Here is a 16,630-nt window from a genome sequence, read left to right on the forward strand (position 1 = left end):
AGCCTCAGTGCCATAGTCCTTGAGAAACTCAAACAGGCTGTAGCCTTTCTGGAATTGGATTTTGCTTTTGGCCATGATCTCGCACCTCGATAACTGTACGTAAGATCAGTATAGTTCGTGGTAACTGACTGCTAATCATGGGTAATTAGGAAATCGTTTGAGGCATCCAAGGTCAATATAATCTCTAAGGGCTTTTGTAAACTCTTGTATCTCAGAAAACTTATTTTTAAGGTGCCTATCATATTCGAGCCTTAGCCCTGTTAATTCCCACTCCTGCTCACCTTGGGAGGCTTTTCTAATCTCTATATCGAGCCTAGCTCTTTGTTCTAGGGAAAGTGCGAACAAGTATCCCACGAACAAAAAATGAAAATTTTAGTCATTTAATATCAATGGGTTACCAGTAAATGCTCTCGTGCCATATGACTTATTCGCACCTTCCCTATTTTTCCCTCACCCGAGCAACTCGTACGTCAGGCGTAATCGGACATTCGCGTAAATGGATTCTCCCGCCATAACGGCCAGCCGAATTCCCCCCTCCGGCTGGCCGACGCTGTTGCACGGTAACAACCGCAATCAAAGCTTCTCGTTCGTCCAATTACGCTGCGCTAATCGAACCTACAGGGGGGGTAATGAGCTGTTATCATTTGAGACAGTGCCCAGCGCCGCCACGCCCAAGAGGAAAGTCATGGATATACCTGCCGCCCCATCCCCCGCCATCTGCCAGCTGTGTCAGGAGAAAGCAGATCTCGACTTCGACTTCACCATGGCTTTTCAGCCCATCGTCGATTGCAGCCAGCGCACCCTCTTCGGCTATGAGGCCCTGGTGCGGGGGCTCAACAACGAGCCGGCGCAGAGCGTGATTGACCGGGTCAACGACGACAACCGCTACCGCTTCGATCAGCTGTGCCGGATCAAAGCCATCGCGCTGGCCGCCCGCCTCGACATGCGGGGCATGCTGAGCATCAACTTCCTGCCCAACGCGGTCTATCGCCCGGAGCGCTGCATCCGCACCACGTTGCAGGCGGCCCGCGAGCATCTCTTTCCCATCGAGCAGATCATGTTCGAGTTCACCGAGGTGGAACAGGTGCAGGACAACCGCCATATTCGCGGCATCGTGGATCACTATCAGGCCCTTGGCTTCAAGACGGCGATCGACGACTTTGGCGCCGGTTACTCGGGCCTGAGCCTGCTGGCCGATTTTCGCCCCGACATCATCAAACTCGACATGCACCTGCTGCGCGGCATCGACCAGGACCCGATCCGTCAGGCCATCGTTCGCCACTGTCTGGCGCTGTTTACGGAGTTGCAGATCACCCCGCTGGCGGAAGGGGTCGAGACCCGCGACGAGATGGCCTGCCTGCGGGAGATGGGCGTCAGCCTGATGCAGGGCTATCTGTTTGCCCGCCCCGGCTTCGAAACCCTGCCCGAAGTGGATTTCGCCAGCCTGTGAGCGGCGCTGGTCATCTCCCTTTGTTGGCGTTCATTCGGGCAAGGCGGGACGGGAGGCGGCCCGGAGGGTATCCACGGACGGACGGCAGAAAGCGCTGGACCGGGCAACCCCCTGGGCTAGGATAGGACTGTCACCCTTTGCAACCACCGCTCTGACAGGGACACCATGGCGCAGGTTTCAGGATACCGCTTCTTCGCTCTTTCACTGCTCTTGCTGCTGGCCTTCCAGGTATGGGGGGCGCAAGGCAGGGGCAACATCACACTGGTAAGCTCCCTTGAAACCAGGGACTCCCCCTATGGTCGCTGGCTCGATCTCATCTATCGGGATGCGTTCGCCCGCCTGGGCTATGACTTCCAGTACCAGGGCTACCCCGGGGGACGGGCCCCCCTGCTGGCAGAGCAGGGACAGGTCGATGGCGAGATCCACCGCGCCGCCAGCTACCAGCAGCAGACCCGTACCCTCCAGCGCGTGCCCGAGCCCCATTTCGCCGTCTCCTATCAGGCCTATGCCCACTAGCCCGGGATCCAGCTGCAGGGGTGGCACAGCCTGCAGGGCACCGGTTATCGGGTCGAGTTTCGCCGTGGCGCCAAGCTGCCGGAGATGATGCTGGGCAAGGTGGTGGCACCGGACCGGCTCTTTGCCATCGCCACCGCCGAGCAGGGGATGGGCAAGCTGCTCAAGGGGCGCAGTGACCTCTATGTGGAGCAGACCCTGATTGCCAGCCAGGCCCTGGCCGCCCTGACGCGCCAGGACCCGGGCTATGCCAGCATCTACTCCGCCGGGGTGATGGAGCTGGCCGATTCTTACGTCTATCTGCACGAACGGCATCAGGATCTGCTGGCCCCCCTTGCCGGCGTGATCCGGCAAATGAAGCAGGACGGCACGGTGGCGCGCTATGAGCAGCAGGCCATGGCGACTGAGGGCACCAGCCAACCTTAACGTCCTCTTTTTCCGCAAGCCCTCTCGCGCCCTGACCATGCAGGAAACCCGGGGCGATCAATTCTGTCGCAGACTCATGGCCGCAGCGGGCACCCTGTTCGTCAACTCCACGTTGACAAAAACGCCCCCTGTATCAGGGAACTCGCCATATAAAACCCCATCGACCTTGTGTTCATCTGGCTTGCGGCCAAAAGGCACCATGTCCGTCTGTGCATACCCCAAATCTTGCAACATCCCCCGCTCCGACCGTCCCATCATTTCGATGGAGTCGCGTCATCGTTCAGGCATATCTTCCCCTCGAGGCCCGTGCCAGGGCCCGATCACAGGAGCAATACATAATGAAAAAAGCAGTAACGGCCGCCTTGCTGGCCATGATGATGGCGGCCTCGGTTCAGGCGGCAGACAAGGTGACCACGGTGCCGGTGCACTTCGCCAAAGGCGCGCACAGCGCCAAGGTTGACGGCACCTTCTCCGGTTATGACACCATCAACTACACCCTGGGCGCCAAAGAAGGCCAGACCATGACGGTCGCCATCACCGGCAGCACCAATGCCAACTTCAACGTCTTCGCGCCGGGCGCCATCCCGGGTCAGGCCGAGGCACTGGGCGGCGGCAACCTGGACACAAAATGGCAAGGCACCCTGCCCAAGTCGGGCAAGTACCTGATCCAGGTCTACCAGATGCGCGCCACCGCCCGTAAAGGCGCCAAGGTCCCCCACTCCCTGTCGGTCGGCATTCAGTAACCGACGCCAATATTGCCTGTGTGACAAGCAAGAAGGAGCCCATGAGGCTCCTTCTTTGTCATTGTGTGCTGGCACTGCGACCCGGGTAACGGCTCAGCCCTTGTAGGCGGGCAGCAGGTCCACCATGTTGAGCAGGTGGAAGGCGGCGGTCAGCACGCCGAACAGGATCACCAGGACGATCATGAAGAGGCCGCCGGGGGCGCGGAAGCCCTCGCCACCGTCTTCGCGCCGGGCCGCCCGCACCTTCCAGGCCAGCAGAGGCGGGATGATGCAGGTCCACAGGGTCGCCACGGCGCCCGCATAGCCGATGGCCACCAGGAAGCCGAACGGGAACAGCAAGGAGAGCACCAGGGGCGGCAGGAAGGTCACCGCCCAGGACTTGGCGCGGCCACCGCGGCTGTTGTCGAACTTGAACAGGTCCGCCAGGTAGTCGAACACCCCCAGCCCCACCCCGATGAAGGAGGAGAGGATGGCCGCCATGGAGAAGGCGTTGAGGGCGCTGGCCACCGCCTTGGACTCAGTTACCGAGCCGAGCGCCTTGAGCAGGGCGTCCACGTTGCCCCCCTGTTCGATCACCGGGCCGAACTCGCTGCGCGGCAGGTTGCCAAAGACGCTCACCAGCCAGACGCAGTAGAAGGCGAGCGCGATCAGGGTACCCCCCAGGATGGCGCGGCTGGCGAGGCGCTCCTCGCCGTAATAGGCGCGCATGGAGGAGACGGAGTGGTGGTAGCCGAACGAGGTGAGCGCCACCGGCAGCATCACCAGGGCATAGGGGGCATAACTGACTTCACTGCCGACCCGGTCGAGCAGCAGGTCGAGGCGCACGTTCATCGACAGGCCGGAGATGCCGAAGGCAAAGCTCAACCCCATCAGGATCACCAGCAGCACGGAGATGCGGTCTACCGCTCGGGTGGAGTGCCACACCAGCAGGGAGAAGGCCAGGGTGAACAGGATGGAGGATACCTGGCTGCCCATCCCCGTCATGCCGTCGATGATGAGGCCGGCCGAGGTGATGTAGGCGTAGAGCAGGATGCCGCCGACGAAGTAGACGCTCAGGTTGTTGAGGGCGTTGACCTTCTCCCCCAGCAGATCCCGGGTCACGGTATCGAAGGAGACGCGCAGGGGATAGCCCCGATAGGATTCCAGCAGCATCCAGCCGGAGACCGTCATCACCACCATGGTCAGCGCCACCGCGAGCATGGACCAGAGGGTCCAGGCGCCCGCCCCCGCACTCGGCAGCCCCAGCATGCCGGCTCCCACACAGACGCCGGCAATGATGCATGCCCCGCCCACCAACGATGGTTTCTGTTCCATTACTCCCCCAAACGGATTGTCGACTGGTCACGGCACACCGCCGTGCTTCTCCTGCGTTCGCCAGTGCTGGCGCCGGGGGACTTTACCCTGCATGCCTTCGGGTATCAAATCCGGAGGGAAAATGGGGGAAACAAACTGGATCCTGCGCCCCGTCCAGACATGTGTTGGACGGGGCCAGGTTCAGACCACTCGGGTCATCCGCTGTAGACGGGCAGCAGGCCCGCCATGGCCATCAGGTGGAAGATGGCGGTAAGCACCCCGAAGACGATGACGGCCACCACCATGGGCTGGCCGCCGGGAGCCTTGAACCCCGCCTCGTCCGGGGCCAGCTCCCGGGACTTCTTCGCCAGCAGGGCCGGGATGATGCAGGCCCAGACGGTCGCCGCGGCCCCGGCATAGCCGATGGCCACCACGAAGCCGAACGGGAACATCAGGGAGAGCGCCAGGGGGGGCAGGAAGGTCACCGCCCAGGACTTGGTGCGACCGGCGCGGCTGTTGTCGAACCGGAACAGATCCGCCAGATAGTCGAACACCCCGAGCCCCACCCCGATGAAGGAGGAGAGGATGGCCGCCATGGAGAAGAGGTTGATGGCCTGGGAGACCTGCCTGGACTCTATCACCGAGGCCAGCGCCCCGAGCAGCACATCCACGTCGCCCCCCTTGGCGATGACGGGACCGAAGGCGGGGCGAGGCAGGTTGCCGAAGATGCTGAGCAGCCACAGCAGATAGAGCGCCAGCGCGATCAGGGTGCCCCCCAGGATCGCCTGCTTGGCCCTCTGCTCCTCGCCGTAGTAGGCCCGCATCGAGGCTACCGAATGGTGGTAGCCGAAGGAGGTGAGCGCCACCGGCAGCATGGCCAGGGCGTAGGGGGCCTGTCCCAGCTCCTCGGCAAAGCTGTGGAACAGCATGGCGGTGTCGATCTTGCTGGCGAGCCCCGAGACCCCGAACACGAAGCTCAGCACCATAAAGGCGATCAACACGACCGAAATCCGGTCCACCGCCCGGGTCGAATGCCAGACGAACCAGGAGAAGACCAGCACGAACAGGACGGAGGCCAGCTGATTGTCGATGCCGAGCAGACCGCCGAGGATCAGCCCCGACGAGGTGATATAGGCATAGAGCAGGATGCCGCCCACAAAGTAGACGGTCAGGTTGTTGAAGACATTGATCTTGTGACCGAGCAGATCCTTGGTCACCGAATTGAAGGAGGCGGTCAGCGCATAGGGTTTGAAGGCTTCCAGCAGCATCCAGCCGGAGACCGTCATGACGACCATGGTGAGAATAATGGCGAGCGATGACCAGGTGGTCCAGGCCCCGGCTCCCGCACTCGGCAGCCCCAGCATGCCGGCGCCGACACAGACGCTGGCAATGATGCAGGCCCCCCCGATGACGGACGGTTTTGATGTCATGTGTGTCACTCCCGAAACTTCACAAAGCTGTGAAAAAAAAGGGCACAGAAAAATCTGTGCCCCTGACTCGTTATGCTTCTATTAATTTTTTCTGCGCCTTGCCGGCTGCCTGGTCGTTATGCTCGACCTCTTTCAGTCTGGCGGTGAAGTGGCGCAGCACCGCCGGCTCGTAAATGAAGTCGAGCCCCTTCACCCGATGGGCGTTCTTCTTCACCTCGCCAAACGCCTCGATGACAAAGTCCATGTGGGTCTGGGTATAGGTGGCACGCGGAATGGTCAGGCGCAGCAGCTCCGCCGGGCAGGGGTGCTGCTTGCCGGTGGCGGGATCGCGCCCCAGCAGCAGGGAGCCGATCTCCACCGCGCGGATGCCGGCGACCTTGTAGAGCTCGCAGGCCAGGGCGTGGGCCGGGAACTGATCCGCCGGGATGTGCGGCAGCAGCTTGCCCGCATCGACGAAGGCCGCATGACCCCCCGCCTGCTGGCACACCACGCCGATGGCTTCCAGGCCGTCCACCAGGTACTGCACCTGGCCGATGCGATAGGCCAGCCAGTCCTGGCGCATGCCGTCACGCAGACCCACCGCCAGGCGCTCCATGGCGCCCCCTTCCAGGCCGCCATAGGTCGGGAAGCCCTCCTGCACCACGCACAGGGTGCGGCACTCGGTGTAGACGTCCAGCATGCTGTCATCCTTGAAGCACAGCAGCCCCCCCATCTGCACCATGGCATCCTTCTTCGCGGACATGGCGAGGCCGTCGGCGTACTTGTAGGACTCTTTGGTGATCTCCTCGATGGTCCAGTCGGCGTAGCCGGGCTCGCGCTGCTGGATGAAGTAGGCGTTCTCGGCGAAGCGGGCGGAGTCCATGATGACCGGGATGTCATACTTCCTGGCGATCTCGTAGACCGCCTTCAGGTTGGCAATCGACACCGGCTGGCCGCCGGCGGAGTTGCAGGTGATGGTGCTGACGATGTAGGGCACGTTGGCGGGGCCCGCCTCCAGGATGGCCTCTTCCAGCTTCACCAGATCGAAGTTGCCTTTGAAGTCGGCGGTGACCGAGGTATCGAACGCCTCCCTGGTGTAGACGTTCTTCGCCACGCAGCAGTTGATCTGGGTGTGGCCCTGGGTAGTGTCGAAGAAGTAGTTGGAGAGGGCCACCATCTTCTTGCGATCCAGCCCCTTCTCCTGCTCCCGCTTCTTGATGAGCACGGGGATGTAAATCTGCTCGGCGCCGCGCCCCTGATGAGTGGGGATGGTCAGGGAGTAGCCGAAGATCTCCTGCACCGCCTGTTGCAGGGCATAGTAGCTGCGGCTGCCGCTGTAGGCCTCGTCACCGCGCAGCATGGCGGCCTGCATGTCCTGAGTGATGGCGCCGGTGCCGCTGTCGGTCAGCAGGTCGATGAAGACGTCTTCGCTGTCCAGCAGGAAGGGGTTCATGCCCGCCCGGACAATGGCCTCTTCCCGATAGGCACGGGTGGTGCGCTTGACCGGCTCGATGACACGAATACGGAAGGGTTCGGGCAGATGCTTGAAGTTTTCCATAATATAAACACCCCAGATTTAAATATTCAAAATGAGTCTCTTCCCCCGCCGAAAATAGAATGTCCGGCAGGTGGGAAATATTGGGAAATGGATGCACGACATCGCCTCGCCAGAATAAACAGGCGAAGACAGGTGCAGCTATTTCAGTTCAGGAATGGAGGCGGGCTCGTGGCATGGCAGGCATGCCGCGCCGCCGCGGGGAATTACAGCGGGAAGAAGAACGCGATCTTATGGTCCAGGGTAAACCACTTGGGATAGCTGACCTTGATATTCATGTTGTTGCTCATCCAATTGATATTAACAACGCCAAATAACAGCACCCATTATGGTGGGGAGCGCTATATGATCAATTGCAATATGAGCAAAGTGGGATGGCGCTAACAATTTGGCGGGGGATTTTTATACAGCTTATTATCGCCAATCCGAAAGATCCCCCCATCATCCACCTTTTGCCCTTTCCCCCTCAGTGGCTCAACCAGGGCAGCCGCTGCAACAGCTCGTAGCGGTCAGAGATCGGTGTCTGGCTGACCCAGAGATCCAGCAAGCCATAGGAGAGTAGCGGCAACACCAGCAGCAACAGGCAGAGCAGCCCCAGCAGTTGGCGAGGCGCAAGCCGGTGCCCCTGGGTGCCCAAGTGCAGCGCATCGGCCCGCTTGGGGCAAGCGGCCACGCAGCTCTGGCAACTGGTGCACTCGAGGCTCTGCACCGCGATGAGCTGGTGCACCTGGATGCGCGAGGGGCAAACCCGGCTGCACTTGTCACAATCGTGGCCCGCACTTCGCAGGCAGCGGTCCGGGTCGCGGCGAATGCGCAATGGGGTCAGCAGGCCGAGCAGGGCGAACCAGGCGCCATAGGGGCAGAGGTAGCGGCAGAACCCTTGCCGGAAGGTGGCGGTGAGCAGCAGCACCCAGCCAAGGCACAGGCCCGAGATCAGGGTCAGGTTGAAGAAGAAGGCCCCCATCTTCATGTCCGCCGCCTGATGGTAGGGGCTGGCAAGGTAGCCGGGCAGGGCGGCGGCGGGTACCGCCAGCAATATGATGAAGAGCAGAAAGGCGAGCACCAGAAACTTCTGGCCGCGCAACACGGCATCGAGCCAGCGCGGCGGGGTCCACTCCCCCGGCAACAGGCGCGAGCGCAGGCCGTGCAGCCACTCCCCCACCAGCCCGAGCGGGCAGAACCAGGCACAAAACGCCCGACCCAGCAGCAGGGCCGACAGGGAGAGCACCAGCACGGTGACGGTGGCCGCCGGGTGATGGGGGTCCGTCAGCCCCTGCCCGAGCCAGGCCCGCAGCCCGAGACCACCTGCGATGGGCAGGAAACCATCCACCACGTCGGGGCGCACCAGCCAGGGGCTCATCCCCTGCCCCAACTGTCCGATATGAACAACATATTGAACCGCCACCAACCCCCAACATAGCAGCAATAGCTGCCTGGTAGCCGTTCTGAGACGTTGACTGTCTATATGAGCCAGCATGAGCAGGGGGTGATAGCGCAGCCAGATCGCCAGGGTCGTGGCCACCAGCCCCAGTGCGAGCCAGAGTACCGAATCCGCCACCAGCAGCCAGAGCGCGGCGGCCAACAGCAGAGAGAGCGTCCAGCCCCAACCGCTGCGGCCCTGCCACAACAACAGGACCAGATAGACCAGACCCGAGGTCATGGTCAGGGCTTCCAACAGGCTCATGTTTCCCTCACTGTGCTCATCCGAATCGAGGGGGCAGGATAACCAACATCTGAGTTGATGATTTTGATCTGCATGGGCAGAGGGGGCATTTGCCCGCTCCGCCCTCTGAGCCTTAAACCCCGTTATTTGCGGCTGTGGAATAGCGGCTGGTCGGATTCTGCCTGCTCGGCCCAGAAGTGGATGTTGAAACGGGCATCCTCCGACAGCTCGACCCTGTGCCAGTACCGGGGCGGGCTGGTGGCAAACTCCCCGGCCCGGATCACCAGGCTCACCTCGGGCTCCTCGGCCTGTTCGTCGGCAAAGCCGTGATAGGTGACGGTGCCCTCCATCACGCAGAGTTGGCCGAACACCCCGGCCGCGGTGTTGTGGTGGGTGAGCAGGGCCTGGGGCACATTCTGGCGGGTGAAGAAGGGGGTGGAGCGGCGCACCACCCAGTGAGATGGGATCAGTTGCATGGCCATATCGGTTCTCCTCGTGTGGCCGGGTCGACCCGGCCGATGCAATGTAAAGGGGTTAACGGGGCAGCTGACGCAGCAGCGGGAAGGCGGCGCTCATCTGGTCGCCCCCCACCACGAAGCCGCACAGCTCGCCTGCTTGGTCGCAGGCCTCGGCCACCATGCCGTGGCTGTTCCAGCGGCACTGCCAGGCAAGATCCTCGCCCCGGGTGCGACCGGCCAGTTGCAGCGGGTAGCGCGGCGTCTTCACCTTCACCAACATGGGGGGCAAAGTCAGCGGGGTCGGCGTCCCGAGCAGGGTGCGCGCCAGCGCATTGGCCCCCAGCACGATGGGTTGCAGGAAGGGGAGCAGCTGACCCTGCCACTGGGCGCAATCCCCCAGCGCGAAGATATGGGGGTCGCTGGTCTGCAGCCGATCGTCGACCAGGATGCCACGCTCCACTGCCAGCCCGGCCCCGCGGGCCAGGGCCAGATTCGGCCGCAGGCCGATCGCGGCGATCACCAGATCCTGCTCGCTGATGCGGCCATTGGTCAGGGTCACCCGCCAGCCATCCCCCGGCTGGGCATCCATCCTGGCGAGACCCGTTCCGAACTGCAGGCTGACCCCCTGGCTGCGTAGCGCCTGTTGCAGCGGCTCGGTCAGGGCGGCGGGCAGCAGGGCGCTTAAGGGGCTGTCGGCCAGATCCACCAGCGTCACCTCTTTTCCTGCGCTCGCCATGTCCATCGCCAGCTCGCAGCCGATGAGCCCCGCCCCCAGCACCAGGATGCGGCGGGCCTGGCGCAGTTGCGCCTCGATGGCGGCGAACTCCTGCTGGCTGTTGAGGGTGACCAGGTGTTCGCTGCCCGGCAGATCGGGGCGCGCCGCGCTCGCCCCGGTGGCCAGCACCAGCTTGCCGTAGGGGAATTCCCCCTGCTCGGTCAGCACCAACCGCCTTGCTGGGTCGATGCCATGCACCGGGCAGTGGGGCAGCAGCGCGATGCGCTGCTGCTCGGCAAAGTCGCTGCCGCTCTGGCGGGTCATGGCTGCGGCAGGGCAGCCCCGACTCACCACATGGCTCAAGTCGGGCTTGTTGTACTCGTCGCCGCTGTCGGCGGTGATGAGGCGGATGGGCTGATCCCAGTCCTGCTTGCGCAGGCTCTTGACCAGCTGCTGGGCAGCGAAGCCGCTGCCGATCACCACTATCTCCCGGCTGATGCCAGCGTCACTCTGCGTTGCTGCGCTCATACACAGGCCTCCACGGCGCAGGGTTCGAATACCTCCTTGCCGATGCCGCAACCCGGGCAGAGGAAGCTGTCAGGTACCTGGGCCCAGGGGGTGCCCGGCGCCACCAGCTGATCCGGCTCACCCAGCGCCGGGTCATAGACCCACTGGCAGACGGTGCAGAGCATGGCCTGATCATCGTCCCATTCGGCGGCGGCCGCTGCGGCTTGCGGCTCAACAGCAGGCATCGCGGGGACGGGTACCACCGCCGCATGAGTAGCGGTGATCGGGCGGGGTGCGTCCAGCGGGTGTAACGCCCACTGACGGGCGAGCTGGCGGCCATGCTCGCGGCATTCGGCCAGCGCCGAGCCATCCGGGCGCCACTTGCCCTTGAGTGAGAGGCTGATGTCGAAACCTGCATCCATCAATCGGGTCTGGATCCGGTCCACCGCACCGCCGGTCCAGCCGTAGCTGCCGAAGGCCGAGGCACGCTTGTTGCGAAAACGCAGGCCGGTGATCTCTTCGAGCATGCCCGCCACCTTGGGCATCATGACGTTGTTCATGGTGGAGGAGCCCACCAGTATCCCCTTGGAGCGGAACACCTGGGTCAGGATCTCGTTCTTGTCGTGGCGGGCCACGTTGTAGATCTTCACCGCCACGCCCGGGTCCACCTCGTGGATGCCCTGGGCGATGGCGTCCGCCATCATGCGGGTGTTGTTGGACATGGAGTCGTAGAAGAGAGTGATGCGATCTTCCTGATAGTGGTCGGCCCACTCCAGGTATTTCAGGATGATCTGGGTGGGGTCCTCGCGCCAGACGATGCCGTGGGAGGTGGCCACCATGCTCACCGGCAGGTTGAAGCCGAGCACCTCCTTGATCTTGGCGGTCACCAGGGGGCTGAAGGGGGTGAGGATGTTGGCGTAGTAGCGCTGGCACTGCTCCATCAGCTCGGTCTGGTCCACCTCGTCATTGAACAGGTGCTCGTCGCAGTAGTGCTGGCCGAAGGCGTCGTTGGAGAAGAGCACCGCATCCTCGGTCATGTAGGTCATCATGCTGTCGGGCCAGTGCAGCATGGGGGTCTCGATGAATACCAGCTGCTTGCCGTTGCCGATGTCCAGGCTGTCACCGGTCTTGACCGGGTGGAAGTTCCACTCCGGGTGGTGATGATGGCCGGTGATGGAGTCGATGGCGTTGTGGGTACAGTAGATGGGGGTGCCGGGGATACGGGCCATCAGCTCGGTCAGGGCGCCGGCGTGATCCTCCTCGGCGTGGTTGATCACCACGTAGTCGATGGCGGCGAGATCGATCTCGGCCGCCAGGTTCTGCACGAACTCCCGGCTGAACTTGTGATCGACGGTGTCGATCAGCACGTTTTTCCCTTCGCGGATGAGGTAGCTGTTGTAGCTGGTGCCCTTGTGGGTCTTGTACTCGGTGCCGTGGAAGTCGCGTACCTCCCAGTCCCGTTGGCCGACCCAGTGGATGTTGTTCTTGACGTGAATGCTCATCAGGCAGTTCCTCGAATGCAATAGTGGATGTTCAACTGAACCAGCTATTGCAGCGGACGTGCCAAATTGTAACCCATTGTTTTTAATGGCTTAGCATATCTCTCGTTGTCATTAAGACACCAGACCTTTATAGTCAAAATCACAAACACACTGTCATTTGGACAATTATCGTGATCTCGACCGACAGCCTGGCGCGCATCGCCCTCGACCTGCAACTCGGCATCTCCCATCAGGACCGCTTCCACCGCCTGATCCAGAGCGTGCGCAGCCTGCTGAACTCGGATGCCTCGGCCCTGCTGCGCTACGAGGGGGGCCAGTTCATCCCGCTGGCCATCGACGGCCTGATGCAGGACGTGCTGGGGCGCCGCTTCGCCCTCAAGGATCACCCGCGCCTCGAGGCCATCGCCCGCGCCGGGGATGTGGTGCGCTTCCCTGCCGACAGCGCCCTGCCCGACCCCTATGACGGCCTGCTGCCGGATCACGACGACTTCAAGGTGCACGCCTGCGTCGGCCTGCCGCTCTTCTCGGATCAGGCGCTGATCGGCGCCCTGACCATAGACGGCATGAACCCGGCCCAGTTCGACGGCATCAGCGACGAGGAGCTGCGGCTGGTGGGGGCCCTGGCCGCCGCCGCCCTCGACAACGCCCTGCTGCTGGAGCGGCTCGCCCGCCAGAGCAGCGAGCCCCTGGTCCCCGGCACCCGGCCCGGCCCTGAGCAACCGGAGATGATCGGCCAGTCCCCCGCCATGGCCCGGCTGCGCCACGAGATAGACGTGGTGGCGAACTCGGAGCTGAACGTGCTGATTTTGGGGGAGACCGGGGTCGGCAAGGAGCTGATCGCCAAGGCGGTGCATGGCGGCTCACCCCGCGCCCATGCCCCCCTGGTCTACCTCAACTGCGCCGCCCTGCCGGAGTCGGTGGCCGAGAGCGAGCTGTTCGGTCACGTGAAGGGGGCCTTCACCGGCGCCATCCACAATCGGGCGGGCAAGTTCGAGCTGGCGGACAAGGGCACTCTGTTTCTCGACGAGATAGGGGAGCTCTCCCTGGCGCTGCAGGCCAAGCTGCTGCGGGTGCTGCAATACGGCGATCTGCAGCGGATCGGTGACGACACCCCGCTCAAGGTGAATGTGCGCATCCTGGCGGCCACCAACCGGGATCTGAAACAGGCGGTGGTCGAGGGGCAGTTTCGGGCCGACCTCTACCACCGGCTGAGCGTGTTCCCGATCCACGCCCCGGCACTGCGGGAACGCCCAGGCGACATTCCCCTGCTGGCCGGTTATTTTTGCGAACGCTGCCGGCTCGGCCTGGGGCTGGAGCAGCTGCGTATCCAGCCACAAGCGCTGCAACTGCTCGAGCGCCACGACTGGCCCGGTAACGTGCGGGAGCTGGAGCACGCCATCCACCGCGCCGCCGTGCTGGCCAGGGCCGAACAGGGCAGCCCCTCGCCGACCCTGAAACCCCATCACTTCAACCTGGGACCGACGGGCTCATCCCTTCCAGCCGACACCGTCAGCCAGCCCGCCTCCCCGGCCATTGCCGGCCTGGGCCTTCGCGCCGCCACCGATCTGTTCCAGCGCCAGCTCATCGAGCAGACCCTGACCGCCCATGACGGCAACTGGGCCGCCACCGCCCGGGCGCTGGATCTGGACGGCGGCAACCTGCACCGCCTCGCCAGGCGGATCGGCCTCAAGGCCTGACGCCCCCAGATACCATAGGGGCCCAAAAACAGAAACCCCCTCGCTGGCGAGGGGGTTTCTTGTTCATGGCACCCGTGGCGCCGTCAGCGCAGGGACTTGACCGAGCGGCGGACGATGAGCTCGGGCTGGACCGTCATGGACTCCACTTCCAGCTCCTTGTTGCGGATCCGGCTCACCAGTTGCTGCACCGCCAGCAGACCGAGCTCGGCCTTGGGGTGGCGGATGGTGGTGAGCGGCGGGCTGGAGAAGCGCGCCATCTCCACATCGTCATAGCCGATCATGGAGATATCGTCCGGCACCTTGACCCCGGCCTCCCAGGCGGCGCAGATGGCACCGATGGCCATGGGATCGTCGAAGGCAAAGACCGCAGTCGGGCGAGGGGTGAGGGCCAGGATGCGCTGCATGGCATCGAAGCCGCTCTGGCTCTCGTAGTCCCCTTCGAAGATCTGCTCTTCTTTCAGGGTCATCCCCTGTTCAGCCAGGGCATCGCGCACCCCGTCCAGCCGTTGCTGGGTAGTCGGCTTGGCGAGATGGCCGGTGATGCAGACGATGTTGGTGTGGCCCTGCTCCAGCAGATGGCGCACCGCCAGACGCGCGCCGATGCGGGCGTTGTCGTTGATCACGTTGGCGAAATCGCACTCGTTGCCCCAGTCCAGCACCACTTGCGGCACGTTTTTGTGGATACGCAGCATGTCCCTGAACTGGGTGTCGATATCGGTCCCCAGCACCAGCAGGCCGTCGACCCGCTTTTCCATCAGTATGCGCAGATAGTGCTGCTGGCGGGGCGGCTGGTTCTCGGTGTTGCACAGGATCAGGCTGTAACCCTGCTCGAAGCAGTAGGCTTCCACCCCCTGTACCACTTCCGCGAAGAAGGGGTTGGCACTGGTGGTCACCAGCATGCCAATGGTCTTGGTCGAATTGATCTTGAGACTGCGCGCCACCGAGTTGGGCGCGTAGTTCAGCTCTGCCACCGCCTCAAGCACTTTCTGGGTTGCGTCTTCGCTGACCCGACGGGTGTGATTGAGTACATGTGAGACGGTGGAGATGGATACGCCTGCGCGCGAGGCGACATCCTTGATAGTTGCCATCTCTGTCTCCTGAATAACAAAGGCGGAACAGTAGCAGATTTCCCGAATAAAGGCTTGGTTTTAACGGGCGCAGCCAGTGAATTATCAATGCTGGCTAATCTATGCGGTCATTTCTTTTTGCGCAAACGGATTTTGGTCAAAATGAGAGCGGACGCAGAATGAAATATCGTCAGTTTTTTACTCTGGAAATTGTCACCATGACAATTTGTTAACTGTATGTTGCACCATCACAGCGACATTAAACTCCAATAAACAGCAATAAACTGCGTGTTAGTTTCACAAAACCCCTCTCGCGCCTGCTCCGGTTAGTATCTTTAACATCTTGTTATTGCCCGGCGAGGAATGATAGAACCTTATCTATCGCCGGGCTGGCGGGACACAGGCTCGGAATGACGTGCATAAAATGAAACAATTCACTGATTAAGGGACGAATCAATGCATAACTTCAGCAAAATGGCAGTCAGAGCAGCGGTTTCTTTGGCTCTGTTTGGATCAGTTTCCATGGCCAATGCGGCCGATACCATCAAGATCGGCATTGCCGGCCCCCTGACCGGCCCGGTCGCCCAGTACGGTGACATGCAGTTCACCGGCGGCAAGATGGCGGTCGAGCAGATCAACAAGGCGGGCGGCATTAAGGGCAAGCAGATCGAAGCCGTCATCTATGACGATGCCTGCGATCCCAAGCAGGCCGTGGCCATCGCCAACAAGGTGATCAACGACGGCGTCAAGTTCGTGGTCGGCCACCTCTGCTCCGACAACACCCTGCCCGCCTCCGACATCTATGAAGATGAAGGGGTACTGATGGTCACCCCCGCCTCCACCAACCCCAAGATCACCGAGCGCGGTTACCAGCTGACCCTGCGTACCATCGGTCTGGACAGCGACCAGGGCCCGACCGCCGCCAAGTACATCATCGAGCAGGTCAAACCCCAGCGCGTGGCCGTCATCCACGACAAGAAACAGTACGGCGAAGGCATCGCCTCCAGCGTGAAAGCCGCGCTGGACAAGGCAGGCGTCAAGGTCGTTGCCTATGAGGGCATCACCGCCGGCGACAAGGACTTCTCCGCCCTGATCGCCAAGCTGCAAAAAGAGAACGTCGACTTCGTCTACTACGGCGGCTACCACCCGGAGCTGGGTCTGATCCTGCGCCAGGCTGGCGAGAAGGGTCTGAAGGCCAAGTTCATGGGTCCGGAAGGCGTGGGCAACAAGGACATCTCCGCCATCGGCGGCCCGGCTTCCGAAGGCCTGCTGGTGACCCTGCCGAACAAATATGACCTGGTGCCGGCCAACGCCCCCATCGTAGAAGCGTTCAAGGCCAAGGGTCAGGACTCCTCCGGTCCGTTCGTCTGGACCACCTACGCCGCCATGCAGGCCCTGGCGGCCGGTATCGCCAAGGCGGGCGAGGATGATCCGGCTGCCGTCGCTGCCGCCATCAAGGCCGCACCGATCGACACCGTGATGGGCCCCCTGACCTGGGCGCCGAACGGTGACCTGAAAGGCTTCGAATTCGGTGTGTTCCAGTGGCACGCCGACGGTACCTCCACTCAACTCAAATAATCTGCCGGTCGGGGTGACGTGAGTCACCCCTCCTTTCTTTGCGGGCAAGTACAC

General features: G+C 62.5%; 15 protein-coding genes. 6 read left to right on the plus strand and 9 right to left on the minus strand.

All coding sequences use genetic code 11. The features are described 5' to 3' along the window. Positions 1 to 685 precede the first annotated feature (685 nt). From MUW49_RS16420 to MUW49_RS16430, 3 genes are all read left to right on the plus strand, one after another. Positions 686 to 1,450: an EAL domain-containing protein gene (locus MUW49_RS16420; protein ID WP_042882743.1), complete on the plus strand. Its 765-nt coding sequence runs from the start codon at positions 686 to 688 to the stop codon at positions 1,448 to 1,450. Between the two features lie 165 nt (positions 1,451 to 1,615). Further along, positions 1,616 to 1,966: a hypothetical protein gene (locus MUW49_RS16425; protein WP_244812980.1), complete on the plus strand. Its 351-nt coding sequence runs from the start codon at positions 1,616 to 1,618 to the stop codon at positions 1,964 to 1,966. A gap of 84 nt (positions 1,967 to 2,050) precedes the next feature. After that, positions 2,051 to 2,389, plus strand: coding sequence for a hypothetical protein (locus tag MUW49_RS16430; protein WP_244812981.1), 339 nt, complete (start codon positions 2,051 to 2,053; stop codon positions 2,387 to 2,389). A 57-nt stretch (positions 2,390 to 2,446) separates the two neighbouring features. Here MUW49_RS16430 and MUW49_RS16435 read toward each other — a convergent pair whose 3' ends face one another. Next, a complete protein-coding gene (locus MUW49_RS16435) occupies positions 2,447 to 2,623 on the minus strand; it encodes a hypothetical protein (RefSeq protein ID WP_160171055.1) in 177 nt (58 codons plus the stop codon). Between the two features lie 104 nt (positions 2,624 to 2,727). Between MUW49_RS16435 and MUW49_RS16440 the strand changes: the two genes are divergently transcribed. Beyond that, positions 2,728 to 3,132 (plus strand): hypothetical protein, encoded by a 405-nt coding sequence (locus tag MUW49_RS16440; protein WP_043155444.1) that lies wholly within the window; start codon positions 2,728 to 2,730, stop codon positions 3,130 to 3,132. A 93-nt stretch (positions 3,133 to 3,225) separates the two neighbouring features. Here MUW49_RS16440 and MUW49_RS16445 read toward each other — a convergent pair whose 3' ends face one another. The 7 genes from MUW49_RS16445 to norV all read right to left on the minus strand — a co-directional run bounded on the left by MUW49_RS16445 (position 3,226) and on the right by norV (position 12,234). After that, positions 3,226 to 4,446, minus strand: a complete 1,221-nt coding sequence (locus MUW49_RS16445; RefSeq protein ID WP_200163957.1) for an aromatic amino acid transporter — start codon at positions 4,444 to 4,446, stop codon at positions 3,226 to 3,228. Between the two features lie 194 nt (positions 4,447 to 4,640). After that, positions 4,641 to 5,855: an aromatic amino acid transporter gene (locus tag MUW49_RS16450; RefSeq protein WP_244812982.1), complete on the minus strand. Its 1,215-nt coding sequence runs from the start codon at positions 5,853 to 5,855 to the stop codon at positions 4,641 to 4,643. Positions 5,856 to 5,925: 70 nt separating this feature from the next. Beyond that, on the minus strand, positions 5,926 to 7,392 hold the full coding sequence (tnaA, locus tag MUW49_RS16455) for a tryptophanase (protein ID WP_114523036.1): 1,467 nt from the start codon (positions 7,390 to 7,392) through the stop codon (positions 5,926 to 5,928). A 463-nt stretch (positions 7,393 to 7,855) separates the two neighbouring features. Beyond that, on the minus strand, positions 7,856 to 9,073 hold the full coding sequence (locus tag MUW49_RS16460) for a 4Fe-4S binding protein (protein WP_114523035.1): 1,218 nt from the start codon (positions 9,071 to 9,073) through the stop codon (positions 7,856 to 7,858). 122 nt (positions 9,074 to 9,195) lie between these two features. Continuing rightward, entirely contained in the window at positions 9,196 to 9,534 is a 339-nt protein-coding gene (locus MUW49_RS16465) for a DUF1971 domain-containing protein (protein WP_114523034.1), read from the minus strand. A gap of 52 nt (positions 9,535 to 9,586) precedes the next feature. Then, complete coding sequence (gene norW, locus MUW49_RS16470; RefSeq protein WP_128297070.1) at positions 9,587 to 10,753, minus strand: NADH:flavorubredoxin reductase NorW; 1,167 nt, start codon at positions 10,751 to 10,753, stop codon at positions 9,587 to 9,589. After that, positions 10,750 to 12,234, minus strand: a complete 1,485-nt coding sequence (gene norV, locus MUW49_RS16475) for an anaerobic nitric oxide reductase flavorubredoxin (protein ID WP_128297071.1) — start codon at positions 12,232 to 12,234, stop codon at positions 10,750 to 10,752. The genes norW and norV overlap by 4 nt, the downstream gene beginning before the upstream one ends. Positions 12,235 to 12,404: 170 nt before the next feature. Here norV and norR point away from each other — a divergent pair, with 170 nt between their 5' ends. After that, positions 12,405 to 13,931 carry a nitric oxide reductase transcriptional regulator NorR gene (gene norR / locus MUW49_RS16480; protein WP_113978411.1) on the plus strand — a complete coding sequence of 509 codons (1,527 nt, stop codon included), beginning with the start codon at positions 12,405 to 12,407 and terminating at the stop codon, positions 13,929 to 13,931. An 83-nt stretch (positions 13,932 to 14,014) separates the two neighbouring features. On the opposite strand, the gene MUW49_RS16485 is transcribed toward norR, so the two are convergent. Further along, a complete protein-coding gene (locus MUW49_RS16485; RefSeq protein WP_113978410.1) occupies positions 14,015 to 15,019 on the minus strand; it encodes a substrate-binding domain-containing protein in 1,005 nt (334 codons plus the stop codon). Between the two features lie 435 nt (positions 15,020 to 15,454). On the opposite strand from MUW49_RS16485, the gene MUW49_RS16490 reads away from it, so the two are divergent. Next, on the plus strand, positions 15,455 to 16,576 hold the full coding sequence (locus MUW49_RS16490; RefSeq protein WP_039041003.1) for a branched-chain amino acid ABC transporter substrate-binding protein: 1,122 nt from the start codon (positions 15,455 to 15,457) through the stop codon (positions 16,574 to 16,576). The last annotated feature ends 54 nt before the right edge of the window (positions 16,577 to 16,630 follow it).

This window comes from Aeromonas sp. LsrichE-8G (assembly GCF_022869435.1).
Taxonomy (GTDB): domain Bacteria; phylum Pseudomonadota; class Gammaproteobacteria; order Enterobacterales; family Aeromonadaceae; genus Aeromonas; species Aeromonas caviae.